The sequence below is a fragment of the Nocardia thailandica NBRC 100428 genome, from assembly GCF_000308795.1.
Lineage (GTDB): Bacteria > Actinomycetota > Actinomycetes > Mycobacteriales > Mycobacteriaceae > Nocardia > Nocardia thailandica.
Window position 1 is genome coordinate 1 of record NZ_BAGK01000079.1, and the last position, 14,279, is coordinate 14,279.

The following is a 14,279-nucleotide window of genomic DNA, read 5'->3' on the forward strand; positions in this document are numbered from 1 at the left end:
GGTGACCAGCTCGCCGCCGTCGGCGCGCAGCCGCGCGATCAGCGCCTGGGTCAGCGCGCCGCTGCCGCCGACGGCGCGCCCCGGCGGCAGCGTGTGCATGAGCGCGGCGAACCCGACCATCGGCGCGGTGCCCGGCTCGGACATGGGCGGCCCGGACTGCGCGCCGAACCAGGCCAGCGCCGCCTTGAGCCGCTCGTCGTCGAACCAGCTGTCGAGCAGGGCGTCCCCGGTCTGCAGGAACTCCCGCGAGAGGGCGCTGCCGCCCGCCCGCGCGTCCAGCCCCCAGAACGAGCGCAGCAGCCTGCCGGGCGTCGGCGGCCCGCCGAAGGCCCGCATCACCCGGGCGCTGCGCGGCCCCCAGACCCCGGCGAAGCGGCGGTAGGCGGCGGCGTCGCGCGGCCCGCACGCCCGCGCGATCGAGGCGCAGGTGCGGTCGAGATCGCGGCGGAACACGATCGGGGCCCGGTCGCCGTCGGACGGCACGAACGCCCAGGGATCGCAGTCGAGGTAGCGCAGGCCGAACCGTGCCAGCCCGAGCTCCTCGACGATCCCGGTGTGCCGCACCATGATGTGCGCCGAGGACCCGCGATCGACCCGGTGCCCGGGGAAGCGCTCCACCGTGGACACCGCGCCGCCGGGCACCTCGTCGCGCTCGAGCACGAGGACCCGGCGCCCGGCGCGGGCCAGGTAGCAGGCCGCGACCAGCGCGTTGTGCCCGGAGCCGACGACGACGGTGTGGTCCTCGCTCACGCCGTGCCCGCCCGCACGCCGCCGCGCGCGTGGACGCGCGTCGCACGCGGCCGGTGACCGCTCACGCGTCCGCCCCGTCGGTCAGCGGCAGCCGCCTGCCCAGGATGGCGAACGGCCTGCTGTCCCCGGAGAAGACGAAATTGCGGATGACGTCGGTGAATCCGGCCCGCCGGTACAGCCGCCACGCCCGGTTGGCCTCCTCGGGGACCTCCGGCGTCGACAGCAGCACGGCCGCCTCGGTCCGGCCGTCGAGCAGCCGTTCCAGCAGCGTGCCGCCGATCCCGCGGCCCTGCGCGCTGGGGTGCACGTGCAGCTCGGTGAGCTCGAAGTAGTCGGCGAGCAGTTCCCGGGTGGCCTGTTCGGGCCAGCCGCAGCGGCGCATGCCCGAGTGCACCTGCTGATGCCACCACTGGCGCGGCGCGCCGTGGTAGCCGTACGCGATGGCGACGATCGGCGAGGTCCGCGGGTCGACGTGGCCGTCGTCCTCGGGCAGCAGCGCGGCCACGGCCCGCCAGCCCGCGCGGGTGGTGTGCTCGGTCCACATGGGCGCCCGATGGTGCTCGGTGCCGCGGGGGTAGTCCATGGCGGCGACATAGACCGAGAGGGCGTCGTGCAGGCGCGCACGCAGGGCCGCGGCCGTCAGTTCGACGACGGCGGGGGCGGGGGTGTGATGTGGCTTGACGGCTGTCATGGCTCTCGTCGGCCGCGCCGGGCGCGGAAAGTTGTCGGTGGCTGTCCTTATATTCAACATCGAGCAAACCTTCGAATGCCTGTTCGATCATTTAGGGGGCAGCTGATGGCTGGTCGCAACGATAGTCGGGGGCACGCGTCGCACGACGGACGCGCGGGTGGTCTGCTGCGCCAGGCCGATTCCCTGCTCACCGATTCGGCGTGGGAGCACGATCCGGCCGAGCGCTTCCGCACCGCCTACCTGGCCGCGCTGCGCGGCGCGGGCGCGGTGATCGCGCTGACCGGCGCCGATCGCGCGCCGCGGGCCCGCTCGCGCAGCGCCTGGGTGCTGATGGAACGCGCCGCGCCGGAGTTCGCCATGTGGTCGGACTACTTCGCCGCGCACTCCCAGTTGCGCGCGGCGCTGGAAGCCGGTCTGGACCGCTCGATCTCCGACACGCAGGCCGACGAATTCTGCTCGCGGGTCGGCGCCTTCCTCTACGACGTCGACGACGCCCTCGTCGCGGCGGGCCGCGGAGCGTCGCAGCCGGGTCGCAATCCAGGCATGACCGCTTAGTTATGCCCGAGTAGGTGGTACGGCGGTGATCGAACTCGTATCATGGGGGGAGATAAGAGGCCGTCTACCCGGAGGCGGCCACCACGCCTAGTGCCGGGGGAGGTACCGTGCCACTCTCCGAGCACGAGCAGCGCATGCTCGAACAGATCGAGAGCGCTCTCTATGCTGAGGATCCGAAGTTCGCGTCGTCCGTCCGCGGCGGACGCCTTCGTTCCACGTCGAGCCGACGCAGGCTCCAGGCCGCGGCCCTGTTCGCCATCGGCCTGTTCCTGCTGGTCGCCGGCATCGCCGCCCCGGTGAAGCTGGGGGATTTCCCCATCATCAGCCTGGTCGGTTTCATCGTCATGTTCGGTGCGGGTGTCCTGCTGCTGGTCGGCGGGCCCAAGGTCGGCAAGCGGGCCGAGCGCGGGAGTTCCGAGCACCCCAGCGGTTCCGGGAGCGGCCGCAGCGGCCGCCAGCGCCGGGCCGGCGGATTCTCCGATCGGATGGAGGATCGCTTCCGCCGCAGGTTCGAGCAGGAGTAGGCCCCGCGGGGGCCGCCTCCCCACGCACGTCCCACGAGGGCGGTGGCACACCGATGACGGTGTGCCACCGCCCTCGTCGTGTGTCCGGGGCAGGGCGCGCGCCCCACCTTCCCCACCACCCCCCACCGAGGCCCGCCGCGGGCCCCCGGCCGCCGCGGCGGACACCCCGACCGGGCAAGTTTGCTGGGGATTGCCCGGAACCTGGCGTGTCGGGCGTGTCGGCAAGCAGAACACGCGATAGCGCCGAATCTCGGTGATAGCTGGTGTGACCTGCGGAATTGGCTCGGCGGGGAGGCAGATCACGGAGGGTTTCGATTGAAAGTGGGGGAAAGTGGGGTAATGTGGGGCGCGCACTACAGGAGAGGCCGCACGGCAGTTGTCCAGTAGGGAGGTGTCGAGATGTTTCTCGGTACCTACACCCCCCGCCTGGACGACAAAGGGCGACTGACGTTGCCTGCGAAATTTCGAGACGATCTGGCGGGAGGGTTGATGGTCACGAAGAGTCAGGACCACAGCCTGGCCGTCTACCCCCGTGAAGAATTCACCGCGCTCGCCCGGCGAGCGGCGGCGGCGTCCCGAAGCAATCCGCAGGCCCGCGCCTTCGTCCGCGCTCTCGCGGCGGGTACAGACGAGCAACGTCCGGACGCACAGGGCCGGATCACGCTGTCGGCGGATCACCGCCGCTACGCGAACCTCTCACGGGATTGCGTGGTGATCGGATCGGTCGACTTCCTCGAGATATGGGACAAGCAGGCGTGGGAGACCTACCTCGCCGAACACGAGGAGGACTACGCGCAAGCCGGAGACGAGGCGCTGGGCGGGATCTTCTAGCCCAGAGCACGCGAGTGCTGCGAGGCCTCTGCCCGGACGTGGACCCTGACGTACTTCCCCGACGCCAGGTGCCACCCCCCGGACAGAGACCTCGACGCATTCGCCGGCCCCGCCGTTCGGCGGCAGGGCCGCTTCTTTCGATGAAACGCTGTAAAGCACTGTGTGGCAAGGCGACCCGTCTGCGACGCGCGAGGCAGGATCCCGGGAGGTCGAGGTGAACCACGAAGCCGAGACCCCCCGTCATGTGCCCGTCCTGCTGGACCGGGCCGACGAGTTGCTGGGTCCCGCCCTCGGCGAGCCGGGCGCGGTCTACGTCGACGCCACGCTGGGTCTGGGCGGTCACGCCGAACATTTCCTGCGCGCCTACCCGCAGTCCCGCCTGGTCGGCCTCGACCGCGACACCACCGCGCTGAAACTCGCCGGTGAACGGCTGGCGCCCTTCGCCGACCGGATCACGTTGGTGCACACCCGATACGACGGCATCGCCGACGCGCTGTCCGAGGCGGGCCTCGCGGAGACCGGGTCGGTGTCGGCGATCCTGATGGATCTGGGCGTGTCCTCCATGCAGCTCGACGAGGCCGACCGCGGGTTCGCCTACTCCGTCGACGCGCCGCTGGACATGCGGATGGACCCGACGACCGGCATCACCGCCGCCGACGTGCTCAACACCTACAGCCACGGCGACCTGGCCCGGGTGCTGAAAACCTATGGCGACGAACGCTTCGCGGGCAAGATCGCCTCGGAGGTGCTGCGCCGCCGCGCGGTGACCCCGTTCACCACCTCCGCCGAACTGGTCGAGCTGCTCTACGCGACCATCCCGGCGGCGGCGCGGCGCACGGGCGGGCACCCCGCCAAGCGGACCTTCCAGGCGCTGCGCGTCGAGGTCAACGGCGAGCTCGACTCGCTGCGCGCGGCGCTGCCCGCGGCGCTCGACGCGCTGCGGGTGGGCGGCCGCATCGTCGTCATGTCCTACCAGTCGCTGGAGGACAGGCTGGTCAAGCAGGAGTTCGCGCCGCGGATCGTGTCGCGGACGCCTCCGGGCCTGCCGGTCGAACTGCCCGGCATGGGACCGGAATTCCGGATGCTGACCCGCGGCGCGGAGAAGGCGACGGAGTCCGAGATCGAGAAGAACCCGCGCTCGGCGCCGGTGCGCATGCGCGCGGCCGAGCGGATCGCGGCGGGCTCCGGCCAGACACAGGAGGGGACACGATGAGCGTGCAGACGGGCACCGTCGCGGTGCGGACCGGGTCCGGCCGCCGGGTGCAGGCCGCCGATCGGGTGAAATCCGGTGCGGCGCAGCGGGCCTACGCGCGCAGGCGCACCCGCGCCGAGCAGCTCGACGGCACCGCCGACCTGCCGGTGAGCGCCGGATCGGCGACGGCGGGCCGGATCCCGTTCGTCACCGCCATCATCGGCCTGCTCGGCTGCGGCCTCGCGCTGACCCTGCTGCTGACCACGCGCGCCGCCGAGGACAGCTACCAGCTCGGCGACGCGAGGGCGGTCAACCGGAAGCTGGCCGACGAGCGCAGCGCGCTGCAGCGGGAGGTCGCGGGGGCCGATTCGGCGCCCGAACTGGCCGCGCGCGCACGGGAACTCGGCATGATCCCGGCGGTCGACCCGGCCCGGCTGGTGCTCGGGCCGCACGGCGAGGTCACGGTGATCGGCACCCCGACGCCCGCGCAGGGGGCCCCGGCGCCGCTGCTCAACACCCCGCCGACCACTTCGCCGGTGCCCGCGCCCGGGCACGCCCAGGCGCAGGGGGAGCGGGTGGTCCCGGTGCGGCCGGGCGAGACCACGACGACCACCCCGGCGCCCGCGCCCGCGGGCGCCCAGCTCGCGCCCAACGTGCTGGCCGCGCCCGCCCCGGCGCCGCAGCCGCACGAGAACGCGCCGTCGCCGGTGCCCGCCGCGGCGAATCCGCCCGGCGGCCCGCTGGTCGACGCGCACGCCGGCCTGCCCGGCGCCGCGGCCGGGCCGCAGGGCGGTCACCCAGAGAACACCGAGAACCCCGAGAACCCCTCGGCCGCCGCGGATCCGGAGGCAGCGGGCGCACCGCCGACCACCGTGGACGGTGGTCTTCGATGAGGCAGGGCAGGCCCGCGTCGCGGCAGCGGCGCGGGCCCGCGCGGTCGCGCGGCCGCTCCGGCGGTCCCGACCGTCCGGTCCGCCTGCGGCTCGGCATCGGCCGGGTGACCCTGCTGGCCGTGCTGGCCGTGGTGGCGTTGCAGCTGCTGTGGATCCAGAGCATCGCCGCGCCCGCGCTGTCGGCGCAGGCGGCGGGCCAGCGGACCACCAAGGAGACCATGGCCGCGCTGCGCGGCCCCATCACCGACCGGCACGGCACCGCGCTGGCGTTCACCGTGCTCGCCAAGGCCCTGACGTTCCAGCCGATCCGGGTGCGCCAGCAGCTCACCGACGCCCGCGCCGCCAATCCCAAGGCGCCGGACGTGGACGAGCGGCTGCGCGGGATCGCCAAGATGATCCACGACAAGCTCGGCGCCAACGCCCCCACCGAGGCGGAGCTGCTGGACAAGCTGCGCAGCGACAAGACCTTCGCCTACCTGGCCCGCTACGTCGACCCGCGGGTGGCCGCCGAGATCACCGCGGCCTATCCCGAGGTCGGCACCGAGCGCCAGGCGCTGCGCGAATACCCGGGCGGGTCGCTGGCGGCCAACGTCCTCGGCGCGACCGGGTGGGACGGGCACGGCCAGATGGGCCTGGAATCGGCGCTGGACTCGGTGCTCGCGGGTACCGACGGCTCGCGCACCTACGATCGCGGTTCCGACGGCGCGGTCATCCCCGGCAGCTACCGCGACCAGCAGCCCGCCGTGGACGGCCAGGGCGTGGAGCTGACCCTGGACCACGACCTGCAGTACTACGTGCAGCAGCAGGTCCAGCAGGCCAAGCAGATGTCGGGCGCCGGGTCGGCCTCGGCCGTCGTGCTCGACGCCAAGACCGGCCAGGTGCTGGCCATGGCCAACGACTCGACCTTCAACCCCATGCAGCCGCGCCAGTACTGGTCCTCGGCCGACATGGGCAATCCGGCGGTGAGCGAGCCGTTCGAGCCCGGCTCGGTGAACAAGATCATCACCGCCGCCGCGGCCATCGAGTACGGCGTCACCAACCCCGACGAGGTGCTGCAGGTGCCCGGCTCGATCCGGATGGCGGGCGTCACCGTCAACGACGCCTGGGAGCACGGCACCGCGCCCTACACGACCACCGGCGTGTTCGGGAAGTCCTCCAACGTCGGCACGCTCATGCTGGCCCAGCGCGTCGGCGAGGACCGCTTCGCCGACATGGTCGACCGGTTCGGGCTCGGCAGGCGGACCGGCGTCGGCCTGCCCGCCGAGAGCGCCGGGCAGGTGCCCGCCCGCGACCAGTGGTCGGGCGGCACCTTCGCCAACCTGCCCATCGGCCAAGGCCTTTCGATGACCACCCTGCAGATGACCGGCATGTACCAGGCCATCGCCAACGACGGCCTCCGCATCCCGCCGCGCATCGTGAAGGCCCGCATCGGGCCCGGCGGCGAGCGCACCGAGGAACTCCAGCCCGACGGCGTGCGGGTGGTGAGCCCGCAGACCGCGGCGACGCTGCGCCAGATGTTCCAGTCCGTCGTGCAGAAGGACCCGATGGGCGTGCAGATGGGCACCGGCGCGTCGGCCGCGATCGAGGGCTACCAGGTGGCCGGGAAGACCGGCACCGCGCAGAAGGTCGACCCGGCCTGCCGGTGCTATTCGACCTCGTCGTACTACATCACCTTCGCCGGGATGGCCCCCGCCGACAACCCGCGCTACGTGATCGGGATGATGCTGGACGCGCCGGTGCGCAGCGCCGACGGCAGCGGCGGCCAGTCGGCCGCCCCGCTGTTCCACAACATCGCCTCGTGGGCCCTGCAGCGCGACCGCGTGCCGCCCTCGCCCACGCCCAAACGGCTCGTTCTGCAGGCAGGGGTGTAGCCGGCCGCCGGAATGACCAACCCATTGGTCCGCGAACACCCGCGCGTCGGTACCCTGACACGTCGTCTCGCCCGTCTCGTCCCCGCGCTCGATTCATCGGAGAGGAACCCTGTGCCAGTGCAGTCCAGCCCGCACGCGCTCCGGCCGGTCAACCCGCCGACGACGCCGCTACCGGCCCTGCTGGACCTCACCGGAGCCACCACCCGCGGGGCCGACCCCGCGACGGTGTCGGTGACCGGGATCGAGCAGCGCTCGAACGCCGTGCGCCCCGGTGATCTGTTCGCCGCGCTACCGGGCGCCCACGCCCACGGTGCCCGCTTCGCCGCCGACGCGGTCGCGCGCGGGGCGGTCGCGGTGTTCACCGACCCCGCCGGCGCCGCCGAGTTCGGCGACCTGGGGGTCCCGGTGCTGGTGAGCGAGCGGCCGCGGGCCGTGCTCGGCGAGCTGTCGGCCGAGATCTACGGCCACCCGTCGGACCGGTTGCGCATCGTCGGCATCACCGGCACCTCCGGCAAGACCACCACCTCCTACCTGGTGGAGGCGGGCCTGGCCGCGGCCGGGCTGTCCACCGGGCTCATCGGCACCATCGAGACCCGCATCGGCGGGCAGCGGGTGCCCAGCGCGCTGACCACCCCCGAGGCGCCCCAGCTGCACGCGATGTTCGCCGCGATGGTCGAGCAGGGCGTGGACGCCGTGGTCATGGAGGTCTCGAGCCACGCGCTGGCGCTCGGCCGGGTCGACGGGGTGCGGTTCGCGGTCGGCGCGTTCACCAACCTGTCCCAGGACCACCTCGACTTCCACGCCGACTTCGAGGACTACTTCGCCGCCAAACGGAAGCTGTTCGAGGCGGATTCGCCGGTCGCCGCGCGCGTGCCGGTGATCTGCGTCGACGACGAGTGGGGCACTCGCCTCGCCGCGAGCCTGGCCGCGCCGGTCACCGTCTCGACGACCGGCGCCGCCGACTGGCGGGTGGCGGGCGAGGTCACCGCGCGCGGCGGCGAGCAGGAGTTCGTCGCGGCGGGCCCGGGGGGCGAGGTGCCGGTGCGGCTGCGGCTGCCCGGCCGCTACAACGTCGCCAACGCGCTGCTGGCCGTCGCCGTGTGCGCCGCGGCGGGTGTCGAGCCCGCGGTGGCCGCGCCCGCGCTGGCCGCGGTCGACGTGCCGGGGCGCATGCAGCGCATCGAGCGCGGCCAGGAGTTCCTCGCCGTGGTCGACTACGCGCACAAGCCCGCCGCGATCGAGTCCGTCGTTCGCACCCTGCGCGGACACCTGGCGGCGGCGGGCACGGGCAGGCTGGCGGTGGTGGTCGGCGCGGGCGGCGACCGGGACGCGGCCAAGCGCCCGCTCATGGGCGCGGCCGGCGCGCGCGGTGCCGACCTGCTGGTCGTCACCGACGACAATCCCCGCTCCGAGGACCCGGCCGCCATCCGCGCGGCCGTGCTCGCGGGCGCGCGGGAGGTCCCCGAGGCGGAGCGCGGCGAGGTCCGCGAGATCGGGGACCGCGCCGCCGCGATCGCGGCGGCGCTGGCCTGGGCCCACCCCGGTGATGTGGTGCTGGTGGCAGGCAAGGGGCACGAGGCAGGACAGGAGATCCAGGGGGTCAAACACGCCTTCGACGATCGCGAGGTGGTCGCGCGGGCGCTGGATTCTCTGCTGGCACAACACAGTCCGGAGACGGACGCGGAGGACTTGACGGTTTCATGATCGAGATGACACTGGGGGAGATCGCGCGGATCGTGGGGGGTGAGCTCCACGACGCGCCGGACCCGCAGGTGCGTGTGACCGGCGGGGTCGAGTTCGACTCGCGCCGGATCGGGCCCGGGGATCTGTTCCTGGCCCTGCCCGGCGCCGCGGCCGACGGCCACGACTACGCCGCGGGCGCGGTCGCGGCGGGCGCGGTCGCGGTGCTGGCGGCACGCCCGGTCGGCGTGCCCGCCGTGGTGGTCGCCCCCGACCCGGACGCGGTGCCCGCCAACGCCATGGCGCGCGAGCACGACGCCGACGGTTCGGGCGCCGCCGTGCTCGCCGCGCTGGCCGAGCTGGCCCGCGCCAGCACCGAGCGGCTGACCGAGCAGACCGGTCTCACCGTCGTCGGGGTCACCGGTTCGTCCGGCAAGACCTCGACCAAGGACCTCATCGCGGCCGTGCTCGCGCCGCTCGGCCCGGTCGTCGCCCCGCCCGGGTCCTTCAACAACGAGCTGGGCCACCCGTGGACCGCGCTGCGCGCCGGCGCGGACACCCGCTTCCTCGCCCTGGAACTGTCCGCCCGCGGCCGGGGGCACATCGCCGCGCTGGCCCGGGTCGCGCCGCCGCGCATCGGCGTGGTGCTCAACGTCGGCACCGCCCACCTGGGCGAGTTCGGCAGCCGGGAGGCCATCGCCGCCGCCAAGGGCGAGCTGGTCGAGGCGCTGCCCGCCGACGGCCTCGCCGTCCTCAACGCCGACGACCCGCGCGTGGCGGCCATGGCGTCGCGGACGAAGGCCCGCGTGGTCACCGTCGGCCTGTCCGGTGAGGCCGACATCCGCGCCACCGACGTCACCACCGACGACGAGGCCCGCGCCCGGTTCACCCTGCACGCCCGCGGCGAGTCGGTCCCGGTGCGGCTGGCCGTGCACGGCGAACACCAGGTCGGCAACGCCCTGTCCGCCGCCGCGGTCGCCCTCGAGTGCGGTGCCGACCTGCCGACCGTCGCGGCCGCGCTGTCCGGCGCCACGGCCGCCTCGGCCCGCCGCATGGACGTGCGCACCCGGCCCGACGGCGTGACCGTCATCAACGACTCCTACAACGCCAACCCCGACTCCATGCGGGCCGCGCTCAAGGCGCTGGTCACCATGTCCAAGGCGGGCCCCGCGCCGCGCCGCTCCTGGGCCGTGCTCGGCGAGATGGGTGAGCTCGGGGACGATACGGTCATCGAGCACGACGCGATCGGGCGCCTCGCCGTGCGCCTCGACGTCGACCGGTTGATCGTGATCGGCGACGGCAGGCCCTCGCACGGCCTGCACCAGGGCGCGGTGATGGAGGGCTCGTGGGGCGAGGAATCGCTGCTCGTCCCCGACATCGATGCCGCGGTGGCCGTCCTCGACGAGGAACTGGCCCCCGGGGACATCGTGCTGGTCAAGGCATCGAAGGCGGCCGGGCTGTGGGCCGTGGCCGAACACCTGACCGCGGCAGCGGAAGGTAGCACGGAGGCTCGACGATGAGGCAGATTCTGTTCGCCGCGGGGATCGCGATGGCGGTGTCGATCCTGTTGACACCGTGGGTGATCCGGTTGTTCGCCCGCCAGGGCTTCGGCCAGGAGATCCGGGTCGACGGCCCGGCCAGCCACCAGGCCAAGCGCGGCACCCCGACCATGGGCGGCGTGGCGATCCTGATCGGCATGTGGGCGGGCTACCTCGGTTCGCACCTGATCGGCATCGCCTACGACGCCGAGGGTCCGACCGCCTCGGGCCTGCTCGTGCTGAGCCTGACCACCGCCCTGGGCGCGGTCGGCTTCCTCGACGACTTCATCAAGCTGCGCAAGCAGCGCAACCTCGGCCTCACCGCCGCGGGCAAGTACATCGGTCAGGTCAGCGCCGCGGTGATCTTCGCGGTGCTGGTCCTGCAGTTCCGCAACCAGTTCGGGCTCACCCCGGCCAGCAGGCACATCTCCTACGTGCGCGACTACAGCACGGTCACCCTCGGCGCGATCGTGTTCGTCATCATGGTGGTCGTCCTCGTGGTGGCCTGGTCGAACGCGGTCAACCTGACCGACGGCCTCGACGGCCTCGCCGCGGGCTCGATGAGCCTGCTGCTCGGCGCCTACGTGATCATCACCTTCTGGCAGTACCGCAACGCGTGCGCCACCAACCCGGCCACCGGCTGCTACGACGTCCGCGATCCGCTCGACCTGGCGCTGGTCTGCGCCGCGGCGGGCGCGGCGTGCATCGGCTTCCTGTGGTGGAACGCCGCGCCCGCCAAGATCTTCATGGGCGACACCGGTTCGCTGGCCCTCGGCGGCCTGATCGCCGGCCTGTCGATCACCACCCGCACCGAACTGCTCATGGCCGTGATCGGCGCGCTGTTCGTCGCCGAGGCGGGCTCGGTGGTGCTGCAGGTCGCGGTGTTCCGCACGACGCGGAACCGGTTGTTCAAGATGGCGCCGTTCCACCATCACTTCGAACTCAGCCAATGGGCGGAGACGACGGTCATCATCAGGTTCTGGATCCTGGCCGGCATCGCGGCCGCGGTGGGTCTCGGACTGTTCTACAGCGAATATCTCGCACAGGTCGGGTGAGGCGAGCCATGGTCGATCACTCCTCCCGCGCCCTGCGCTCCCCGGGTCCGATGCTCGAATTCCTGCGTGGCCGCGACGTGCTCGTCGCCGGCTGGGGCGTCTCCGGACGCTCGCTGATCGAACCGCTGCGCGACATCGGCGCGCATCCCGTCGTCACCGACTCCGGCGCCAAGGCCCTGGCCGAGGCCGCCGAGCTCGGGCTCGAGGTCGCGTCCTCGATCGAACTCGAGTCCGGCGACCTGACCCGCTTCGCCCTGGTGATCACCAGCCCGGGCTGGCGGCCGGACTCCCCGGTGCTGGTCCGCGCCGTCACCGAGGGCATCCCGGTGTGGGGCGATGTCGAGTTCGCCTGGTGGGTGGACCAGGCCCGCATCTACGGCCCGGTCCGCAAGTGGCTCGTCGTGACCGGCACCAACGGCAAGACGACGACCACCCAGATGACCCACGCCATCCTGCGGGCCGCCGGTATCCCCAGCGTCGCCTGCGGCAACATCGGCCTGCCCATCCTGGACGCGCTGCGCCGCAACCCCGGCCCGCAGGTCCTGGCGGTCGAGCTGTCCTCGTTCCAGCTGTACTGGGCGCCCTCGGTGCGTCCGGAGGCGGGCGTGGTGCTCAACGTCGCCGAGGACCACCTGGACTGGCACGGCGGCCTGGACGCCTACGCCGCCGCCAAGGCCCGCGCGCTGACGGGCCGGGTGGGCGTCGTGGGCCTGGACGACCCGGTCGCGGCCTCGCTGGCCCGCAAGGCCAAGGCGCGGCGCACGGTCGGCTTCCGCATCGGCGTGCCCGCCGACGGCGAGCTCGGCGTGGTCGACGGCAAGCTGCTCGACCGCGCGTTCACCAAGGCCGCCATCCTCGCCGAGACCGGCGACCTGAGCCCGCAGGGCCCCGCCGGGATCGCCGACGCCCTCGCGGCCTCCGCGCTGACCCGGGCCATCGACGTGGCCCCGCAGTTCGTGCGCGAGGGCCTGATCGAGCACAAGGTGGGTCCGCACCGGACCGCCTTCGTGCGCGAGGTCGGCGGCGTCGACTTCGTCGACGACTCGAAGGCGACCAACCCGCACGCCGCCCGTGCCTCCATCCTGGCCCACCCGCACGTGGTGTGGCTGGCGGGCGGGCAGCTCAAGGACGCCAGCGTCGAGGACCTGATCGAGGAGGTCGCCGAGCGGCTCGTCGGCGCGGTCCTGTTCGGCCAGGACGCCCCGGTGATCGCCGCCGCACTCGCGCGACACGCGCCCGAGGTCCCGGTCATCGAGCTGGGTACGGGGGACGATGCCGGTATGGAGGCCCCACCGTCCCAGCGTGCCGAAGCCGTGATGCAGCGGGCCGTGCGCGCCGCCGCCGGGCTCGCCACGGCGGGGGACACCGTGCTGCTGGCCCCCGCGGCGGCCTCCCTCGACATGTACGACAGCTACAGCCACCGCGGCGAGTGCTTCGTCGCCGCGGTCAACGCGCTGGACGACGGAGACATCGGGCAGGGCGTGTGATCGGACACGGGGAGAGGACACAGCCGTGACGGAGACGACGCGGCGGGCGCGGGCGGGCGAGCGGTTCACCACCTGGCTGGCCCGGCCGCTCGCGTCGTTCCATCTCGTCGTCACCATCGCGGTGCTGCTGACCGTGCTCGGGCTGGTCATGGTGCTCTCGGCGTCCAGCGTCGAGGCCTACGCCGGTGGCGGGTCGGCCTATTCGCTGTTCGTCCAGCAGGCCATGTTCGCGGGGCTGGGGGCGGTGCTGTTCTACCTCGCGCTGCGGCTGCCGCTGCAACGGCTGCGGCAGTGGTCGTTCCCGCTGTTCGCGGTGTCGGTGCTGGCGCTGTTCCTCGTCCTCATCCCCGGGATCGGCTCGGAGGTCTACGGCGCGCGGCGCTGGTTCGACATCGGGCCGGTCTCGATCCAGCCCTCGGAGATCGTCAAGGTCACCCTCATCCTGTGGGGCGCCAACCTGCTGGCCTACCGCCGGGGCGGGCCGCTCAAGGACATCCTGGTGCCGCTGGTGCCCGCCGGTCTGCTGGTCTGCCTGCTGGTGGTGCTCGAGCCCAACCTGTCGACCACCATCGCGCTGGGCATCGTGCTGGCGGCGCTGCTCTGGTACGGCGGGCTGCCGGTGCGGTTGTTCGTCACCATCGCGGTGACCGGCCTGATCGCGGCCGCGGTGCTGGCGGTGTCGGCCGGCTACCGGTCAGACCGCGTGCGCGCCTTCTTCGACTCCGGCGCCGACCCGCAGGGCATCAACTACCAGGCTCGCCAGGCGAAGTACTCCCTGGCCGACGGCGGCATCTGGGGGCGCGGTCTCGGGCAGAGCCGGGCCAAGTGGAGCTATCTGCCGAACTCCCACAACGACTTCATCTTCGCCATCATCGGCGAGGAACTCGGTTTCGTCGGCTGCATGCTGGTCGTCGCGCTGCTGGCGCTGTTCGTCTACACCGGGATCCGCATCTCGCTGCGCTCGGTCGACCCGTTCCTGCTGCTGCTCACCGCCACCGCGACCACCTGGATCACCGCGCAGGCGCTGATCAACATCGGCTACGTCGTCGGCCTGCTTCCGGTGACCGGTCTGCAGCTGCCGCTCGTGTCGGCGGGCGGCTCGTCGCTGGCGATCACGCTGTTCATGTTCGGCATCATCGCCAGCGCCGCGCGCCACGAACCCGAGGCGGTGGCCGCGCTGAAGGCGGGCCAGGACGGCAGGCTCAGCCGGTT

Annotated in this window: 13 protein-coding genes; 11 read left to right on the forward strand and 2 right to left on the reverse strand. The window is 73.0% G+C overall.

Features of this window, described 5'->3' with window-relative positions; genetic code table 11:
- Positions 1-750 (reverse strand): phytoene desaturase family protein (locus tag ON36_RS08460; RefSeq protein WP_043649997.1); only part of this gene is annotated, 750 nt, incomplete at its 3' end.
- A gap of 61 nt (positions 751-811) precedes the next feature.
- Positions 812-1,441 carry a GNAT family N-acetyltransferase gene (locus ON36_RS08465; RefSeq protein WP_043650000.1) on the reverse strand — a complete coding sequence of 210 codons (630 nt, stop codon included), beginning with the start codon at positions 1,439-1,441 and terminating at the stop codon, positions 812-814.
- A gap of 105 nt (positions 1,442-1,546) precedes the next feature.
- On the opposite strand from ON36_RS08465, the gene ON36_RS08470 reads away from it, so the two are divergent.
- From ON36_RS08470 to ftsW, 11 genes are all read left to right on the forward strand, one after another.
- Positions 1,547-1,996: an SAV_6107 family HEPN domain-containing protein gene (locus tag ON36_RS08470; protein WP_052313771.1), complete on the forward strand. Its 450-nt coding sequence runs from the start codon at positions 1,547-1,549 to the stop codon at positions 1,994-1,996.
- 107 nt (positions 1,997-2,103) lie between these two features.
- Entirely contained in the window at positions 2,104-2,520 is a 417-nt protein-coding gene (locus ON36_RS08475; RefSeq protein ID WP_043650002.1) for an SCO2097 family morphological protein, read from the forward strand.
- A 399-nt stretch (positions 2,521-2,919) separates the two neighbouring features.
- The gene (gene mraZ / locus ON36_RS08480; protein ID WP_043650004.1) at positions 2,920-3,351 is read left to right on the forward strand and encodes a division/cell wall cluster transcriptional repressor MraZ; all 432 of its coding nucleotides are present in this window, start codon (positions 2,920-2,922) and stop codon (positions 3,349-3,351) included.
- A gap of 214 nt (positions 3,352-3,565) precedes the next feature.
- A complete protein-coding gene (gene rsmH, locus ON36_RS08485) occupies positions 3,566-4,564 on the forward strand; it encodes a 16S rRNA (cytosine(1402)-N(4))-methyltransferase RsmH (protein WP_043650006.1) in 999 nt (332 codons plus the stop codon).
- Positions 4,561-5,436, forward strand: a complete 876-nt coding sequence (gene ftsL / locus ON36_RS34170) for a cell division protein FtsL (RefSeq protein ID WP_245558001.1) — start codon at positions 4,561-4,563, stop codon at positions 5,434-5,436. Before rsmH ends, ftsL begins: the two co-directional genes overlap by 4 nt.
- The gene (locus ON36_RS08495) at positions 5,433-7,307 is read left to right on the forward strand and encodes a peptidoglycan D,D-transpeptidase FtsI family protein (protein WP_043650010.1); all 1,875 of its coding nucleotides are present in this window, start codon (positions 5,433-5,435) and stop codon (positions 7,305-7,307) included. The genes ftsL and ON36_RS08495 overlap by 4 nt, the downstream gene beginning before the upstream one ends.
- Positions 7,308-7,418: 111 nt before the next feature.
- Positions 7,419-9,011, forward strand: a complete 1,593-nt coding sequence (locus tag ON36_RS08500) for a UDP-N-acetylmuramoyl-L-alanyl-D-glutamate--2,6-diaminopimelate ligase (protein ID WP_043650013.1) — start codon at positions 7,419-7,421, stop codon at positions 9,009-9,011.
- Complete coding sequence (locus tag ON36_RS08505) at positions 9,008-10,507, forward strand: UDP-N-acetylmuramoyl-tripeptide--D-alanyl-D-alanine ligase (RefSeq protein WP_043650015.1); 1,500 nt, start codon at positions 9,008-9,010, stop codon at positions 10,505-10,507. Before ON36_RS08500 ends, ON36_RS08505 begins: the two co-directional genes overlap by 4 nt.
- Positions 10,504-11,580 (forward strand): phospho-N-acetylmuramoyl-pentapeptide-transferase, encoded by a 1,077-nt coding sequence (mraY, locus tag ON36_RS08510; RefSeq protein ID WP_043650017.1) that lies wholly within the window; start codon positions 10,504-10,506, stop codon positions 11,578-11,580. Before ON36_RS08505 ends, mraY begins: the two co-directional genes overlap by 4 nt.
- 50 nt (positions 11,581-11,630) lie before the next feature.
- Positions 11,631-13,067: a UDP-N-acetylmuramoyl-L-alanine--D-glutamate ligase gene (gene murD / locus ON36_RS08515; RefSeq protein ID WP_043650027.1), complete on the forward strand. Its 1,437-nt coding sequence runs from the start codon at positions 11,631-11,633 to the stop codon at positions 13,065-13,067.
- A gap of 25 nt (positions 13,068-13,092) precedes the next feature.
- On the forward strand, positions 13,093-14,279 hold a 1,187-nt coding region (gene ftsW / locus ON36_RS08520; RefSeq protein ID WP_043650019.1), incomplete at its 3' end, for a putative lipid II flippase FtsW.